The sequence below is a fragment of the Paraburkholderia polaris genome, from assembly GCF_012927345.1.
Classification (GTDB): domain Bacteria; phylum Pseudomonadota; class Gammaproteobacteria; order Burkholderiales; family Burkholderiaceae; genus Paraburkholderia; species Paraburkholderia polaris.
Genome location: NZ_JABBGJ010000026.1, coordinates 129,268 through 142,449 on the forward strand (window position 1 = coordinate 129,268; position 13,182 = coordinate 142,449).

The window sequence follows — 13,182 nt, forward strand, 5'->3', positions numbered from 1 at the left end:
GCAGCGATGTGGCCGTGGACGGCGCGCAAATGGCGCGGTGAGGTTTGAGGCAGCTTAAGGAGACGTGCTGATGAAGACGGGAACATGGCAGTTCGGGGCGCTCAGCGCGGCAGCGGCGATGGCGGCGCTCGTTACGGCACCAATGCCGGCGGTGGCCGCGAGCGGTGGAACGATCAGTTTTTCGGGAGTGATCGTGGCGCCGCAGCTGGAGATTTCGGCGGGTTCGGCTCCCGCTCAGGCGGGAGTACGTGTCGATGCTGCCGGCGGGCGGCTCGCGCAGACGGGCTCGGCGATCACGCTGACCTTTAGCGCTCCGCCGGGTGTGGCGACGGGTGCCGATGTTGCATTGCAGGTGAACAATGGCGCGACGGCGCGCGATGCGTTGGCCGCGCGTTTTGTCGACAGCGGTGGACGGGTTTTTCGTGCCGCCGATGATGGACACTACCGGGTTGGCCGCGACGGTGGGGTGTTGTCGCTTGCGCCGAAGAATGCCGCGCAGGATACCCGGGTGACGGTTATCGTTAGTTACGACTGAGGCTCGCCTGTGGGGCGCTTCGGGGCTGTTCGCCCGCAAGCGTACAGACAGACCACGCTCCGCAGGCCTAAATAGCAAAGAACGGTCGCGACCGTAGGCGGACATCCCAAACCAAAATAAAAAACAGAGCCGGCTGTCATAAGTGGTCTCGTGGTTCGACAAACGTGCAGATCCTGATGGAGCACGCCATGCAAACCGCACGAAGCCGCCATGCCAACCGCTACGTCGCCCGCTACGTCACCCGCGCAATCGCGCTGGCCGTCGTGCTGACGAGCCTCTCAGCCAGCGGCCTTGCAACCGCGGCCGGCGCCGTATGCGCGTCGCACAGCCCATCCCACCGCGTAGCGCTAGTGGAGCTCTACAGCAGCGAAGGCTGCAACAGTTGCCCGCCCGCCGACAACTGGCTGAGCCAGTGGAAAAACAGCGGAGCCACCCAAAGCATCGTGCCGTTGGCGCTGCACGTGGACTACTGGAATAGCCTCGGCTGGACTGACCGCTTCTCGCAGCACCGCTTTACCGAACGCCAGCAAAACCTCACCGACCTCGCCGGCGGCCACACCATCTACACGCCGGAGATCTTCGTATCGGGCCGCGAACTGCGCAGCTGGTCGCAACGCGACAGTTTCGTGAGCCGCATCGGCAAGGTCGTCGCCGAACCGGCGCAGGCGAACGTGGCGCTGGAACTGAAACCCCAGGCGAAGGGCGCCTTCAATGTCGATGCGCAATTCACCAGCAAGGCGGCAGACACAACGGACCCACTGAATGCCTACGTCGCGGTCTACCAGAACGCGTTGAACTCGCAGGTCAGAGCCGGGGAAAACAGCGGCGCAACGCTGCATCACGAACGCGTTGTGCGGCAATGGATCGGCCCGGTGCCGCTCGTTGCCGGTAACGCGCACATCCGCCGCGATATTCGCATCGACGATGCCGATGCCAACGCGCCGGCCGACACCTTCGGCGTCGTCGCTTTCGTCGAAAACGCCGCGACCGGCGACGTGTTGCAAGTGGGCGAACTGGCCGTTTGCAATTGATCGAGCGACGACCCCGCAGCGCTTCCCATTTCATCGGAGATTCTCATGGCAACGCCTCACGCACTCAGCGAAACCGCACCGCCGGCCACGCCGGAGAGCGGCACGATTCACCCGGTGTGGGTGCGCGTCACGCATTGGCTCAACGCACTCGCCGCCATCCTGATGATGCTGTCCGGCTGGCGCATCTATGACGCGTCGCCGATCTTCAAAAGCTTTACGTTTCCTCCGGCGATCACGCTCGGCGGCTGGCTCGGCGGCGCGCTGCAATGGCACTTCGCCGCGATGTGGCTGCTGGTCTTCAACGGCCTGCTGTATCTCGCGCTGAACCTGGCCAGCGGGCGCTTCGTGCGCAAGTTCCTGCCGGTCTCGCCGCGCGCCGTGCTGCACGACTTCGTCGCCGCGCTGACCGGCAAGCTCTCGCACGCCGATCTGCGTGTCTACAACGCGGTGCAGAAATTCGCTTACCTGTTTGTCGTCTGCGATCTGATCGTGCTGGTGCTCTCGGGCCTCGCGATCTGGAAATCCGTGCAGTTTCCGCTGCTGCGCGAGTTGATGGGCGGCTACGACAACGCACGCATCGTCCACTTCTGCGCCATGTCGCTCATGGCCGCGTTCATCGTCGTGCATCTGGCGATGGTGGCCCTTGTGCCGCGCTCGCTGCTGGCGATGTTGCGCGGACGCTAAGCGGCTGATCCACGCATACGCAACGCTTAAGGACATCGAATCATGACCCGACCCGATACAAAACCTGACCGAAAGCCAGGCCTTAATGTGGCTCATCAGCTCGACCGCGAATCGATCCTGATCGACGCCCGGCGCGAACTCGCGATGCCGTCGCGGCGCCTGTTCGGCAAGCGGCTTCTGACGCTCGGCGGCCTGTCGATGCTGACGGGCTGCTCGCTGACGGACAACGATTCGGTCAACGCCTTCCTGACAGCCGTGTCGCGCCTGAACGACCGCGCGCAAGCCGCGCTGTTCGATCCGAAGCAACTCGCGCCGACCTACACCGAAGCGCAGATCACGCGGCCGTTTCCGTTCAACGCGTTCTACGGTATCGAAGACGTCCCCGATGTCGACGCCTCCGACTACAAGCTGAAAATCAGCGGCCTCGTCACCGGTCAGCGTGTCTGGACCTTGCCCGAGTTGTACGCGCTGCCGCATGCCGAGCAGATCACGCGGCATATCTGCGTGGAAGGGTGGAGCGCGATCGGCCGCTGGGGCGGCACGCCGTTCAGCGATTTTCTGCGGCGCATCGGCGCGGACACGAGCGCGAAGTACGTCGGCTTCAAATGCGCTGACGACTACTACGAAAGCATCGACATGCCGACCGCGCTGCATCCGCAAACGCTGCTCACGTTCTCGTACGACGGCGAACGTTTGCCCGCGAAATACGGCTTCCCGATGAAGCTGCGCATGCCGACCAAGCTCGGCTACAAGAATCCGAAGCACATCGTCGAGATGTTCGTCACCAACACGTTCCCCGGCGGCTATTGGGTCGACCAGGGCTACAACTGGTTCGGAGGCTCCTGACGCGCGCGGGTCGGCGTGTGCATGGCCGCATGCGCGACCCCAGGCGGCAGAAGCTTCGGAAATACCCCGGCATAAGTGAGAAGCCGGTTCAGATTCATCCATAACGAAACGGAGTCATCCCATGAAAAAGTTCGCAATCGCAGCAATGGCCGTCGCTCTCCTGACCAGCGGCGGCGCCGCGTTCGCACAGGCAAGCGGCGCAATGTCCAACGATGCGATGTCCAAGGACACCATGTCCAAGGACACCATGTCGAAGGATTCGATGTCCAAAGACACCATGTCGAAGGACAGCATGAAGAAGGACACGATGAAGCACGACAAGACGAAAAAGAGCAGCGACGCGATGGGCATGAAGCACGAAGCGTCGGGCGCGATGGCCAACTGAGCGTTGCCGGCTATGCCGGTCGCATAGCTTGAGCACCGGTTTCACGCGCAAGGCTAAAGCCGGGGAGACGTCCCCGGCTTTTTTGTTGCAAGTACGCAAAAAAGTTACGATTCTTTCAACCGACGCGGTGGGCGCTTACTGCATAATGCGGCGTCGCGCCAGACGTTTGGCGCGTGTCAGCCGTGGATCGATTTCTTTCGACCGCCGCGGCGTTGTGGCCCCATTGGCCATCTATCGTCTTTCCGTTCCACCGACATGTCCGCCAGCCTCGCCCGTCAGACCGCATCGCCGATGCGGTGTCCGCCATCCCGCCACAGGGTCTTCAGCGGGGGCGCAGCACCTCGAGCGGCATGGGCGGATTGAACGCATGTCGCCGCAACTCCCAAGCCGTTTTCCGCGTGGTTTTCCGATCCGTTTGCCGCAGTCCCGCAATGGACAGATCGCGCTCGCGCTCGCCGTCGTTTATCTCGTGTGGGGCTCGACCTATCTCGCCGTGCACGTTGCGCTCGGTTCGTTTCCGCCCTTGCTGCTCTCGGGTTTGCGCAATCTGTTTGCCGGGGTAGGGCTCTTCATCTTCGCGGCGCGCCGCAATCCGGTCTGGCCGAGTGCGGGTGAAATCCGCAATGCCGGCCTTGTCGGCACGATGCTGGTCGGCTTGTCGAGCGGCATGCTGGCCTACGGCATGCGCACCGTGGGCACCGGCACCGCGGCCGTGATGGTCGCGACCGTGCCGTTGTTCGCGACGGTGATCGCCGCGGTGGCGGGGCGCAAGATCGGCAGAGGCGAGTGGTTCGCGGTCGGCCTCGGGCTGGTGGGTATCGCGATCCTGAGTCACGGCGATAGCGCGCCGGGATCGGCGGGCGGCAGCCTGGCGATCCTGTGCGGTGCCCTTTTCTGGGCAGGCGGCGCGCATCTGGCCGGGCGCCTGAAGTTGCCGTCGGACCTGTTTCTATCGACGTCGCTGCAGATTGGCCTCGGCGGCGCAATGTCGTCCATGGTCGCCTGGGTGTCCGGCGAGCGGATGATGGAAGTGCATTTTCTGCCGGTGCTGGCCTTCGTCTACCTGATGCTGATTGGGACGATGGCCGCCTACGTCGCGTACGGTTTTCTGATCCGGCATACGAGTCCGATCATCGCCAGCAGCTGCATGTACGTGAATCCGGTGGTCGCAGTGGCGCTCGGTGCGTTGTTGCTCGGCGAGCCGGTCACGCATTCGACGGTGATCGCGACGATCGTGATTCTGGCCAGCGTGGGGCTGTCTTTCTGGTTCGATTACCGGAAGAAGGGCCTTGCCTGAGTCAAAGCGCCGCCGCCACCTCCGCACCCTCGCGAATCGCGCGCTTCGCATCCAGTTCGGTTGCCACCTTTGCGCCGCCGATCACGTGATAGCGTGGACCGTTCGCACCGTTTGCCCTATCCGCCGCCCGCGCCGCCGTCTCCGGATGCAGATCGCGCAAGGATTCCTGCCCCGCGCATACAACGATTGTGTCCACCTCGAGCCATTCCTCGACACCGTCACGCGCAATTTTCAAACCGCGCTCGCTGATCTCCAGATACGACACGCCGCCGAGCATCTTCACGCCATTCCTTGCCAGCGTCGCGCGATGCACCCAGCCGGACGTCTTGCCGAGCCCCATACCAAGCTTGCCAGGCTTGCGCTGCAGCAACCAGATCTCGCGGAACGGCTGCGCCGGGGCCGGCGCTTTCAAACCGCCGCGTTCCCGCACCGCGAGATCGACACCCCATTCATCGAGCCAGGCATCGCGCGGCATCGGCAGAGGATCGCCAGAACGATGCAGCAAAAACTCGCTGACATCGAAGCCGATCCCGCCCGCACCGATCACCGCGACGCGGCGTCCTACCGGCGCACCGCGCAATACGTCCACATAAGACAGCACGTTAGGCCTGTCGATGCCGGCAATCGCCGGGCTTCGCGGCACGATGCCCGTAGCGATGATCACATCGTCGTAACCGCCTGCCGCGAGCAGGGCGGGATCGACGCGCGTATCGAGCCGCACGTCGACGCGATGCCGCTGCAGCTGGCTCTGAAAATAGCGGATTGTTTCGCTGAACTCTTCCTTACCCGGCACGCGCATTGCCAGATTGAACTGACCGCCGATGGTTGCGCTCGCATCGAATAACGTCACGCGATGCCCGCGCGACGCCGCAACGGTCGCCGCGGAAAGTCCCGCCGGCCCCGCGCCGACCACCGCAACCGAACGCGCTGCCTGCGGGCTTGAGACCGGCCGGTAGATCAACTCGGTCTCGCGTCCCGCACGGGGATTCACAAGGCACGTTGCGCGCTGGTTCTTGAACGTGTGATCGAGGCAGGCCTGATTGCAGGCGATACAGGTGTTGATTTCGTGCGTGCGTCCTTCGGCGGTCTTCAGCACGAACTCGGGGTCGGCGAGCAGCGGCCTTGCCATCGACACCAGATCACCCGCTCCCTGAGCGAGCAGTTCTTCGGCGACCTCGGGCGTATTGATGCGGTTCGACACGATTACCGGCACCTTGACCGCAGCCTTCAGCCGCGCGCTCAATGCAGCGAAAGCAGCACGCGGCACCGAGGTCACGATGGTCGGCACCCGTGCTTCGTGCCAGCCGATTCCCGTGTTGAACATCGTGACGCCGGCGGCTTCGAGCGCCTGGGCGACCTGCACGGTTTCTTCCCAGGTGTTGCCGCCTTCGACCAGATCGATCAGCGAAAGCCGGTACACCACGATAAAGCGTTCGCCGCATGCCGCGCGCACGTGTTCGACAATCTCGCGCGCGAGCCGCATGCGGTTCTCGATGCTGCCGCCGTAGCGGTCGGTACGCTGATTCGTGCGCGGACAGAGGAACTGGTTGAGCAGATAGCCTTCGCTGCCCATGATCTCGATGCCGTCGTAACCGGCACGCTGGGCGAGGCGTGCACAGCGTGCATAGTCACGCACGGTCCGCGCAATGCCGGCTTCGGTGAGCGCGCGCGGTTTGAACTTCGAGATTTGTGACTTGAGCGCCGACGCCGACACGACGAACGGCTGGTACCCATAGCGGCCCGCATGCAGGATCTGCAATGCGATCTTGCCGCCTTCGGCATGCACGGCCTCGGTCAGCAAGCGGTGATTGCGCAGATCGAACACTGAGTTCAGCGTGCCGCCGAAGGGCAGCAACCAGCCTTGCCGGTTCGGCGAGATTCCGCCCGTGACGATCAGGCCGACGCCGCCTTTTGCGCGCTCGCGGAAATACGCGGCCAGTTTCGGGTAATTCCAGAAACGGTCCTCCATGCCGGTGTGCATCGAACCCATCACCACGCGGTTACGCAAGCGGGTGAAGCCGAGATCGAGTTCAGCGAGTAAGTGTTGGTAAGACATGCAAGGGACCGTGTAAGTATGGGTTGTGCGCGAACAATACACCGCGGAACGTGCCAACCCTCCGAGGAAAAATTCTAATCCGCGCAACTCGTTGGCCCGTAAGACACTCGTCTGACGACAGAAACCATATCCAACCCGCGGCACATGCATTGCTGAATGCGAGCGTCCATCGACACGGACCGCGTCGCTCACAAAAAACAGGTGCGATGTGCAGCAGGGAGGGGGCACTTTATTTCGGAGAGCCGGGCTGGAGCCGTTCCAACGACCAACGAACACGGTTGCCAGGCGGCGTGATGTCCGAAATGGAGCGCCCGAAAATTAACGGGTCGAGGGCCCAACATAGATAAAGGTGAACACAATGAAAATGATCCGAACCATGGCGGCTGTGGCTGCTGTTGCATCCGTCCTGAGTGCGTGCGGTGGCGGCGGCACCAGCGACGTAGGCAAGGAACTCGGTCTGACGAATCCGGAGATCCATTTCATCCACGCGATTCCTGGCGGCCCGGCAGTCGACTTTCTCGTGAACGGTACCGCGCCCTCGGGACAGACGAACGTCAGCTATAAGGGCGTGACGAATTTCACCAACATCAACACGGGTTCGACCACGGTCGCATACTCGGCCACCGGCACGACGGCCGCGCTGGCGAGCGGTAACTTCCCTGATGTTGCCAAGGGCCACGAATACACGGTGCTGGCGCTCCCGGGCCTGGCAGCGCCGGATATCGGCCTGATCGATGACCCGTTCGACAAGGGTCTGCTGTCGAATAGCGCGCGCCTGCGCGGCTTCAACGCATCGGCCAATGCGACCAACCTCGATCTGTATCTGGTTCAGGCAACCAGCACTGACATCACCAGCGTCAGCCCGACGATGGCGGGTGTGTCGTTCAAGAATGCGGTGCCGGCAAGCGGCCAGGATTCGATCTACGTATCCGGTGGCCAATATGTGCTGATTGCAACGGTTGCCGGCAGCAAGACACCGATCTTCCAGTCGCAGTCTTTCTCGCTCTCGAACAACGCCGATTGGCTGGTGACGTCGGTGCCGATCGCCGGTACGCTGAGCCAGCTCGTGCCGGGGCAGATCCATCTGCTGATTGCACAAAACGGCAACACCAGCACGCCGAGCGTCGAGTTGTCGAACACACTGACCGGCCAATAAGCTCGCGAACCGGCGTGCGTGCATAGCAAGCAACACATACGATAAGCGACAGTCCTGGGGAGGACATAGCGGCGATCCACGCAAGTGGATCGCCGTTTTTGTTCGTGGGCCTGGCTATAAAAAAAGCCCGCCGCGATTTTCCGCGACGGGCTGTGGAGCTTGTGCTTCGCAAGGCGCCGCGAGGCGCCGGGCAGAGTTTGAGTTATCGCTAACTTACTTGGCTTGGTCGGCCGAATTCGTGATGGCGTTGCCACCCTTCGAAATATCCTGCCCAGCTCCCGCCACCGTGTTGCAACCCGCGAGCGCAGCCGTCCCTGCAATGAGAAGCAAAGCGATCAGTCGATTCATGAAAGTTCTCCTTGTCGAGAATGCATCGGTTGACGTGCCCATGTTTTACGGCACGCGCTAGCCCGGCTAGCTGTCGTCCGACCGGGGCTTACGCCAGTCGATCCGGTCTGATTGCATGTTAAAAAAAGGGCGGGGGCAGCGCTGTCGGCTGCGCTGCGATTTTGTTGTAGGCGTGCTCCGGTGTTTGCGTCGGCGCACTCCTACACGGACTTCTGCAATAGGCCGCAACGCTTTACTGGACGGACGTTCGCGATGGCGTGGACGGCGGTAGATCGACCGATGGCGTTGCCGTGCTGACACTCGGCATTACCACATGGATGTCGGTGCCGTTCGGCACACCGCGTTGAATATCGAAACGCCCGCCGTGCGCGGCGACCCGCTGGCGCATGCCGAGCAGCCCATGGGTGTGCGTGCGCGTCAGATCGGCGGGCATGATGCCGACGCCGTTGTCCGCGATATGCAGCGCCACCTGGCCGTCGCCGACCTGCAAGGCGATCGATACCTTCGAGGCTCGCGCGTACTTGGCCGCATTCGTGAGCGACTCCTGTGCGACGCGAAAGAGCGCGATCTCGGTCTGCTCGTCGAGCTGGATATCGTCGGCGGGCAGGTGCGATTCGAGTGTCCAGTTGTTGCGCTGCGCGGCTTCGTCGGCGAGCGTGCGCAGCGCGGTGACGAGGCCGAAATTCGTCAGCACGGTAGGCCGCATGTCTTCGATGATGCGGCGCTTCAGCGCAATGCCCTGGTCGAGATTGGCGAGCGCGCGCTTGAGTTTCTCCGAGATGTCTGGGTCGCTGTCCTTCAGTTTGCGGTGAGCCCAGGCCACGTCCATCTTGCTCGCGGTCAGAATCGCACCGAGTTCGTCGTGCAGTTCGCGCGCGAGCTGCGTCTTTTCATTCTCGCTGACGGCCTGCAAGTGCCAGCCCAGCGCTTCGAGTTGGCGCGTACGTTCGTTGACGAGCTGGTCGAGCTCTTCCTGTTGCGTGATCAATTGACGCTGCACGCGCGTCTGCCGATCCATCTGGATGCCGAGATTGCGAAACAGCAGGATGAACAGCACGATGTTCAGCGCGGACAGCCCGGCCGCGCACAGCGTGGAGATACGCTGGTCGGCGCGGCTTGCCTCGAGTGCGTGCTGCGCGCGACGCTCCTCGTTGTCGCGCAGCAGCGTGAGCGTGCTGTCGACCAGCGTGGCGTCGGCGGCATTGGCCTCGCTCGCGCTGCCGCAGGCGGAGAGATCGAGCGGATGCGATGCCGCGCGTTGCAATGCAGCAGCGCCCGCACCGATGCGCGCTTCGGTCAGCGCGACGATCTGCGTGAAACTCGCGAGTTCGGCGCTGTCCGCCTTGCCGCTGCGATAGAACCCGCTCAGCTGTTGTTCGATCTGCCGGACCCGCCCGGCGGTCGCGCAAAACCCTTGAGCGGACGTGTCCTGCTTCGTCAGAAGAAAATCGCTTTGGTGCGCGCTCAGGCGAGATAGCTGGCTTGCGAGCGTGCTCAGTTGTACGGTCACGTCGCGCGCTTCGAGCGCCGTTTCGTACTCCGCGGCAATGCGTTCGCGCGCGGTTTCGAGAATCACCAGGCCGCCCACGGTGATGACGATCGCGACGGTCATCGCGAGTGCCCAACTGCGATTGCGCATCCAGTCGCTCAGTCGCGCTGCGGCGCCTGGTTGCTGGGTGTTCGACACGTTCGACACATTCGGCTCCTGGTGTGGCGTATCAGTGTAACGTCCGCCGGACTCGGCGATGGCGTGCGTGCATTGCTTCTGAGTCGAAATCGACGCGCGCCTGAGCGGCCGATGCAAACAGCGTAACGCTGCCGTAATCCAATGTAAGCGGATTCTCACACGAAAAACGGAGCACGTCGGAATGCGCTCACCGTCGACGATCGATAGGATGAACCTGATCGTTCATTGACTGATTCTGGAGGGAGCCACCATGTTGAAATGGGCCTTGTTCTTCGCCGTCGTGGCAGTGGTCGCCGGCTTGCTCGGCTTTACCGGCGTAGCCGCGGGCGCGGCGGCGATTGCTAAGTTCCTGTTTGTCGTGTTCGTGATTCTGTGCGTGGTGTTTCTCGTACTCGGCTTCGTGGTTACGAAGAAAATCGTCGATTAGCGCCGCACGATGAGGCGGTTGCGTGCCGTTCCCGACGATTGTGAGGGAGCGGTTTGCCGCAGTTTCACCTCAGGTTTGCCTCAGGGTCTCTTTACGCAGATACCAACAAGGAGAGTCACCATGCTTCACTATGCCATCGTCTTTTTCGTGATTGCGATCATTGCTGCTGTGTTCGGTTTTACCGGTATCGCCGCGGGTGCGGCGGAAATCGCGAAAATCCTGTTCTACATCTTCCTTGTCGTGTTCGTGGTCACGCTGCTGCTTGGCGTATTCCGAACGTAGACGAATACCCGTCCTTAAACCGGCGTATCAGGCGCGATTCGTGCGGGATACGCAATTCCCCCGATAACGGATAAAGGAGAAACTCAATGGCGAAGTCTTCTGGCGCCCAAGGCGCAGCATCTCAATCCAGCGATCCGTTCGTGATCGACGTAAAAAAGATTCGCGACGACGCGCGCAAGCACATGTCGGATGGTCCGGTCACGCAAAGCTACGGTGCGGACCGTCAGACGGTGCTGAAACTGCTCAACGACTCGCTGGCCACTGAAATCGTCTGCGTTTTGCGCTATAAACGTCATCATTTCATGGCAAAGGGCATTAATTCCGAGGCCGTGGCCGCGGAATTCGCGGAGCATGCGGCAGAAGAGCAGGAGCACGCCGACCGCATCGCCGAGCGTATCGTGCAGCTTGGCGGCGAGCCGGATTTTGCACCGGACGGTCTGAAGACGCGTTCGCATTCGGAATACAAGGAAGGCGACAATCTGACGGACATGATTCGCGAGAACCTGATCGCCGAGCGTATTGCGATCGATACCTATCGCGAGATCGTGCATTATCTCGGCGAGAAGGACGTGACGACGCGCCGTCTGTTCGAGGAAATTCTCGCAGTTGAAGAGGAGCATGCCGACGATATGGCGGACCTGCTCGAGGGCCGCGAGTAACAGGGTAAAGCGTACGTTGAATGGCGGATGTCGATACCCGCCGGCTGGCCGCAACGCGAATTGTCGCTTCGGCCGCCGCGCTTTTTCGGGCGACGCCGCCGGCGCGGGAAGGTCTGGATGGTTTCCCGCGCCGGCAACGTCTGCCGCTTCTATCGATGCGGCTCCGCTTCTACTGATGTGGCTCCGCATCTTCGGCGAACCCGATGCGGGAGATCACTACAATGTCTGCATTGGAGCAATCCTGTTGCACGGACACCAGACCGATGATTCGAGTGTTGATAGCTGACGACCATGCGATCGTCCGAGGTGGTTTCAGACAGTTCGTCGCTGACGAGCCGGATATGTGCGTCGCGGCCGAAGCCGCGACCGGCGACGAAACGATTAGCCTCGTGCGGGAGCAGGCATTCGATGTGGTGCTGCTCGACATCGCAATGCCGGACAAGAACGGCATCGACACGTTGCGCGTGATCAAGCAGGTGAGGCCGGAGCAGGGCGTGCTGATCCTGTCGGGCTATCCGGAGAGCCAATACGCGATCAACCTGCTGCGCGCGGGCGCCAATGGTTATCTCAACAAAGACTGCGAGCCCGAGGAGCTTGTGCGGGCGATCCGCGCGGTGGCGCGCGGGCATCGTTACCTGTCGGAGGAGGTGGCCGACACGCTTGCCGACAACCTCGACAAGCCTGCCGCGGGGCGGCCGCACGAAGCGCTATCTGAGCGTGAATTTCAGATATTCTGCAAGCTCGCCGCGGGACAGATTCCGACTGACATTGCGGAGGAATTGCATTTATCCGTGAAGACCGTGAGTACCTACCGGGCTCGCGTGTTGGAGAAAATGCGGTTGGCTAACAATGCCGATCTGACTTATTACGCGATCAAGAATGGCTTGATCGAATAGTGGACGATCGAGATACCCGATGAACAGCGAATCGAACACTGTTGCCGATCCTGCTAGTCGCGCACCATTGCGCGTGCTGCTGATCGAGGATTCGCCGCTGATCCGTAGGAGCCTGGTCGAAGCTATCGATGCATCGGGTTTGCTGCAGGTGGCCGCGTATGCGGATTCTGCCGATCAGGCGATTGCTTTGTTGAGCGATGAGGCTTTTGATGCGGTGATAGTGGACTTGCAGCTGAAGCAGGGGTCAGGGGTGCCTGTGCTTGCTTACTTGCAGCGCGAGGGGATGATCGATTCGATTTTCGCTGCCGTGTTGACGAATCATGCCTTGCCGGCTTATCGGGAACGCTGTGAGCAGTATGGCGTTCGGCACTTTTACGATAAGTCGTTTGAGTTTGATCGGGTGATTGATGCGTTGCATGAGTATGCTTTTGCGCGGGGCGCTGGGTAGGGGGTTTGTTTGCCTGCGCGGCGCTTGTTTCGTCTGTTGGCCTGCTCGGCGCTTACTGTCTGTTTGCCTGGGGCGTTGCCTTTCCTTGAATTGTTAGTGGTCTATTAGCGTCGCCCCTGTGCGGGGCAGGCACTTACTTTCTTTGCCGCCCTCCATGTCAGGCTAGTTGTCGCCTCACCCGAACCGATTGATGTAAAGATGGGGGGCGGACAGCGAATGGGAAATGAAACGCTATTCAGCGGAAACCCGGGAATGGGCAATCCAGCAGATGATGCCGCCGTTCAATCGTGCGGTCATCGAGTTGTCAGGAGCGACGGGCATCACGACGGTGACGCTACGGACCTGGCGGCAAAGTGCAAGACAGACAGGGAAATTCATGCCGGGCAATGGCAAAACCAGCGATCGATGGTCAAGCGCCGACAAGTTCAGGGTGGTGCTGGAGACG

At 61.7% G+C, this 13,182-nt stretch carries 16 protein-coding genes and 1 pseudogene; 14 read left to right on the top strand and 3 right to left on the bottom strand.

The window, feature by feature from the left end:
* The first annotated feature begins 70 nt into the window (after nt 1–70).
* The 6 genes from HHL24_RS23995 (at nt 71) to HHL24_RS24020 (ending at nt 4,778) form a co-directional block, all read left to right on the top strand.
* The gene (locus tag HHL24_RS23995; RefSeq protein WP_169487853.1) at nt 71–535 is read left to right on the top strand and encodes a hypothetical protein; all 465 of its coding nucleotides are present in this window, start codon (nt 71–73) and stop codon (nt 533–535) included.
* 188 nt (nt 536–723) lie between these two features.
* Nucleotides 724–1,566, top strand: coding sequence for a DUF1223 domain-containing protein (locus HHL24_RS24000; RefSeq protein WP_169487854.1), 843 nt, complete (start codon nt 724–726; stop codon nt 1,564–1,566).
* Between the two features lie 45 nt (nt 1,567–1,611).
* Nucleotides 1,612–2,250 carry a cytochrome b/b6 domain-containing protein gene (locus tag HHL24_RS24005; protein WP_169487855.1) on the top strand — a complete coding sequence of 213 codons (639 nt, stop codon included), beginning with the start codon at nt 1,612–1,614 and terminating at the stop codon, nt 2,248–2,250.
* Between the two features lie 42 nt (nt 2,251–2,292).
* Nucleotides 2,293–3,096 (top strand): molybdopterin-dependent oxidoreductase, encoded by an 804-nt coding sequence (locus tag HHL24_RS24010; protein ID WP_169487856.1) that lies wholly within the window; start codon nt 2,293–2,295, stop codon nt 3,094–3,096.
* A gap of 121 nt (nt 3,097–3,217) precedes the next feature.
* Complete coding sequence (locus tag HHL24_RS24015) at nt 3,218–3,481, top strand: pentapeptide MXKDX repeat protein (protein ID WP_169487857.1); 264 nt, start codon at nt 3,218–3,220, stop codon at nt 3,479–3,481.
* 367 nt (nt 3,482–3,848) lie between these two features.
* On the top strand, nt 3,849–4,778 hold the full coding sequence (locus HHL24_RS24020; RefSeq protein ID WP_169487858.1) for an EamA family transporter: 930 nt from the start codon (nt 3,849–3,851) through the stop codon (nt 4,776–4,778).
* Between the two features lies 1 nt (nt 4,779).
* Here the strand turns inward: HHL24_RS24020 and HHL24_RS24025 are convergent, their stop codons facing one another.
* A complete protein-coding gene (locus tag HHL24_RS24025; protein WP_169487859.1) occupies nt 4,780–6,834 on the bottom strand; it encodes an NADPH-dependent 2,4-dienoyl-CoA reductase in 2,055 nt (684 codons plus the stop codon).
* 358 nt (nt 6,835–7,192) lie between these two features.
* Between HHL24_RS24025 and HHL24_RS24030 the strand changes: the two genes are divergently transcribed.
* The gene (locus tag HHL24_RS24030) at nt 7,193–7,990 is read left to right on the top strand and encodes a DUF4397 domain-containing protein (protein ID WP_169487860.1); all 798 of its coding nucleotides are present in this window, start codon (nt 7,193–7,195) and stop codon (nt 7,988–7,990) included.
* Between the two features lie 213 nt (nt 7,991–8,203).
* Here the strand turns inward: HHL24_RS24030 and HHL24_RS24035 are convergent, their stop codons facing one another.
* Both HHL24_RS24035 and HHL24_RS24040 read right to left on the bottom strand, forming a co-directional pair.
* Nucleotides 8,204–8,338, bottom strand: a complete 135-nt coding sequence (locus tag HHL24_RS24035) for an entericidin A/B family lipoprotein (protein WP_120344515.1) — start codon at nt 8,336–8,338, stop codon at nt 8,204–8,206.
* Between the two features lie 232 nt (nt 8,339–8,570).
* Nucleotides 8,571–10,034, bottom strand: coding sequence for a sensor histidine kinase (locus tag HHL24_RS24040; protein ID WP_169487861.1), 1,464 nt, complete (start codon nt 10,032–10,034; stop codon nt 8,571–8,573).
* A 241-nt stretch (nt 10,035–10,275) separates the two neighbouring features.
* On the opposite strand from HHL24_RS24040, the gene HHL24_RS24045 reads away from it, so the two are divergent.
* The 7 genes and pseudogenes from HHL24_RS24045 to HHL24_RS24075 form a co-directional block, all read left to right on the top strand.
* Nucleotides 10,276–10,452, top strand: a complete 177-nt coding sequence (locus HHL24_RS24045; RefSeq protein WP_169487862.1) for a DUF1328 domain-containing protein — start codon at nt 10,276–10,278, stop codon at nt 10,450–10,452.
* A gap of 120 nt (nt 10,453–10,572) precedes the next feature.
* Nucleotides 10,573–10,734 carry a DUF1328 domain-containing protein gene (locus tag HHL24_RS24050; protein ID WP_006052455.1) on the top strand — a complete coding sequence of 54 codons (162 nt, stop codon included), beginning with the start codon at nt 10,573–10,575 and terminating at the stop codon, nt 10,732–10,734.
* Nucleotides 10,735–10,820: 86 nt separating this feature from the next.
* Nucleotides 10,821–11,393: a ferritin-like domain-containing protein gene (locus tag HHL24_RS24055; protein ID WP_169487863.1), complete on the top strand. Its 573-nt coding sequence runs from the start codon at nt 10,821–10,823 to the stop codon at nt 11,391–11,393.
* Between the two features lie 20 nt (nt 11,394–11,413).
* On the top strand, nt 11,414–11,569 hold the full coding sequence (locus HHL24_RS24060; RefSeq protein ID WP_169487864.1) for a hypothetical protein: 156 nt from the start codon (nt 11,414–11,416) through the stop codon (nt 11,567–11,569).
* An 87-nt stretch (nt 11,570–11,656) separates the two neighbouring features.
* Nucleotides 11,657–12,289: a response regulator gene (locus tag HHL24_RS24065; RefSeq protein ID WP_169487865.1), complete on the top strand. Its 633-nt coding sequence runs from the start codon at nt 11,657–11,659 to the stop codon at nt 12,287–12,289.
* Between the two features lie 19 nt (nt 12,290–12,308).
* Nucleotides 12,309–12,737 carry a response regulator gene (locus HHL24_RS24070; RefSeq protein WP_169487866.1) on the top strand — a complete coding sequence of 143 codons (429 nt, stop codon included), beginning with the start codon at nt 12,309–12,311 and terminating at the stop codon, nt 12,735–12,737.
* A 223-nt stretch (nt 12,738–12,960) separates the two neighbouring features.
* Nucleotides 12,961–13,182 (top strand): annotated as a pseudogene (locus tag HHL24_RS24075) (IS3 family transposase); the annotation flags it as partial.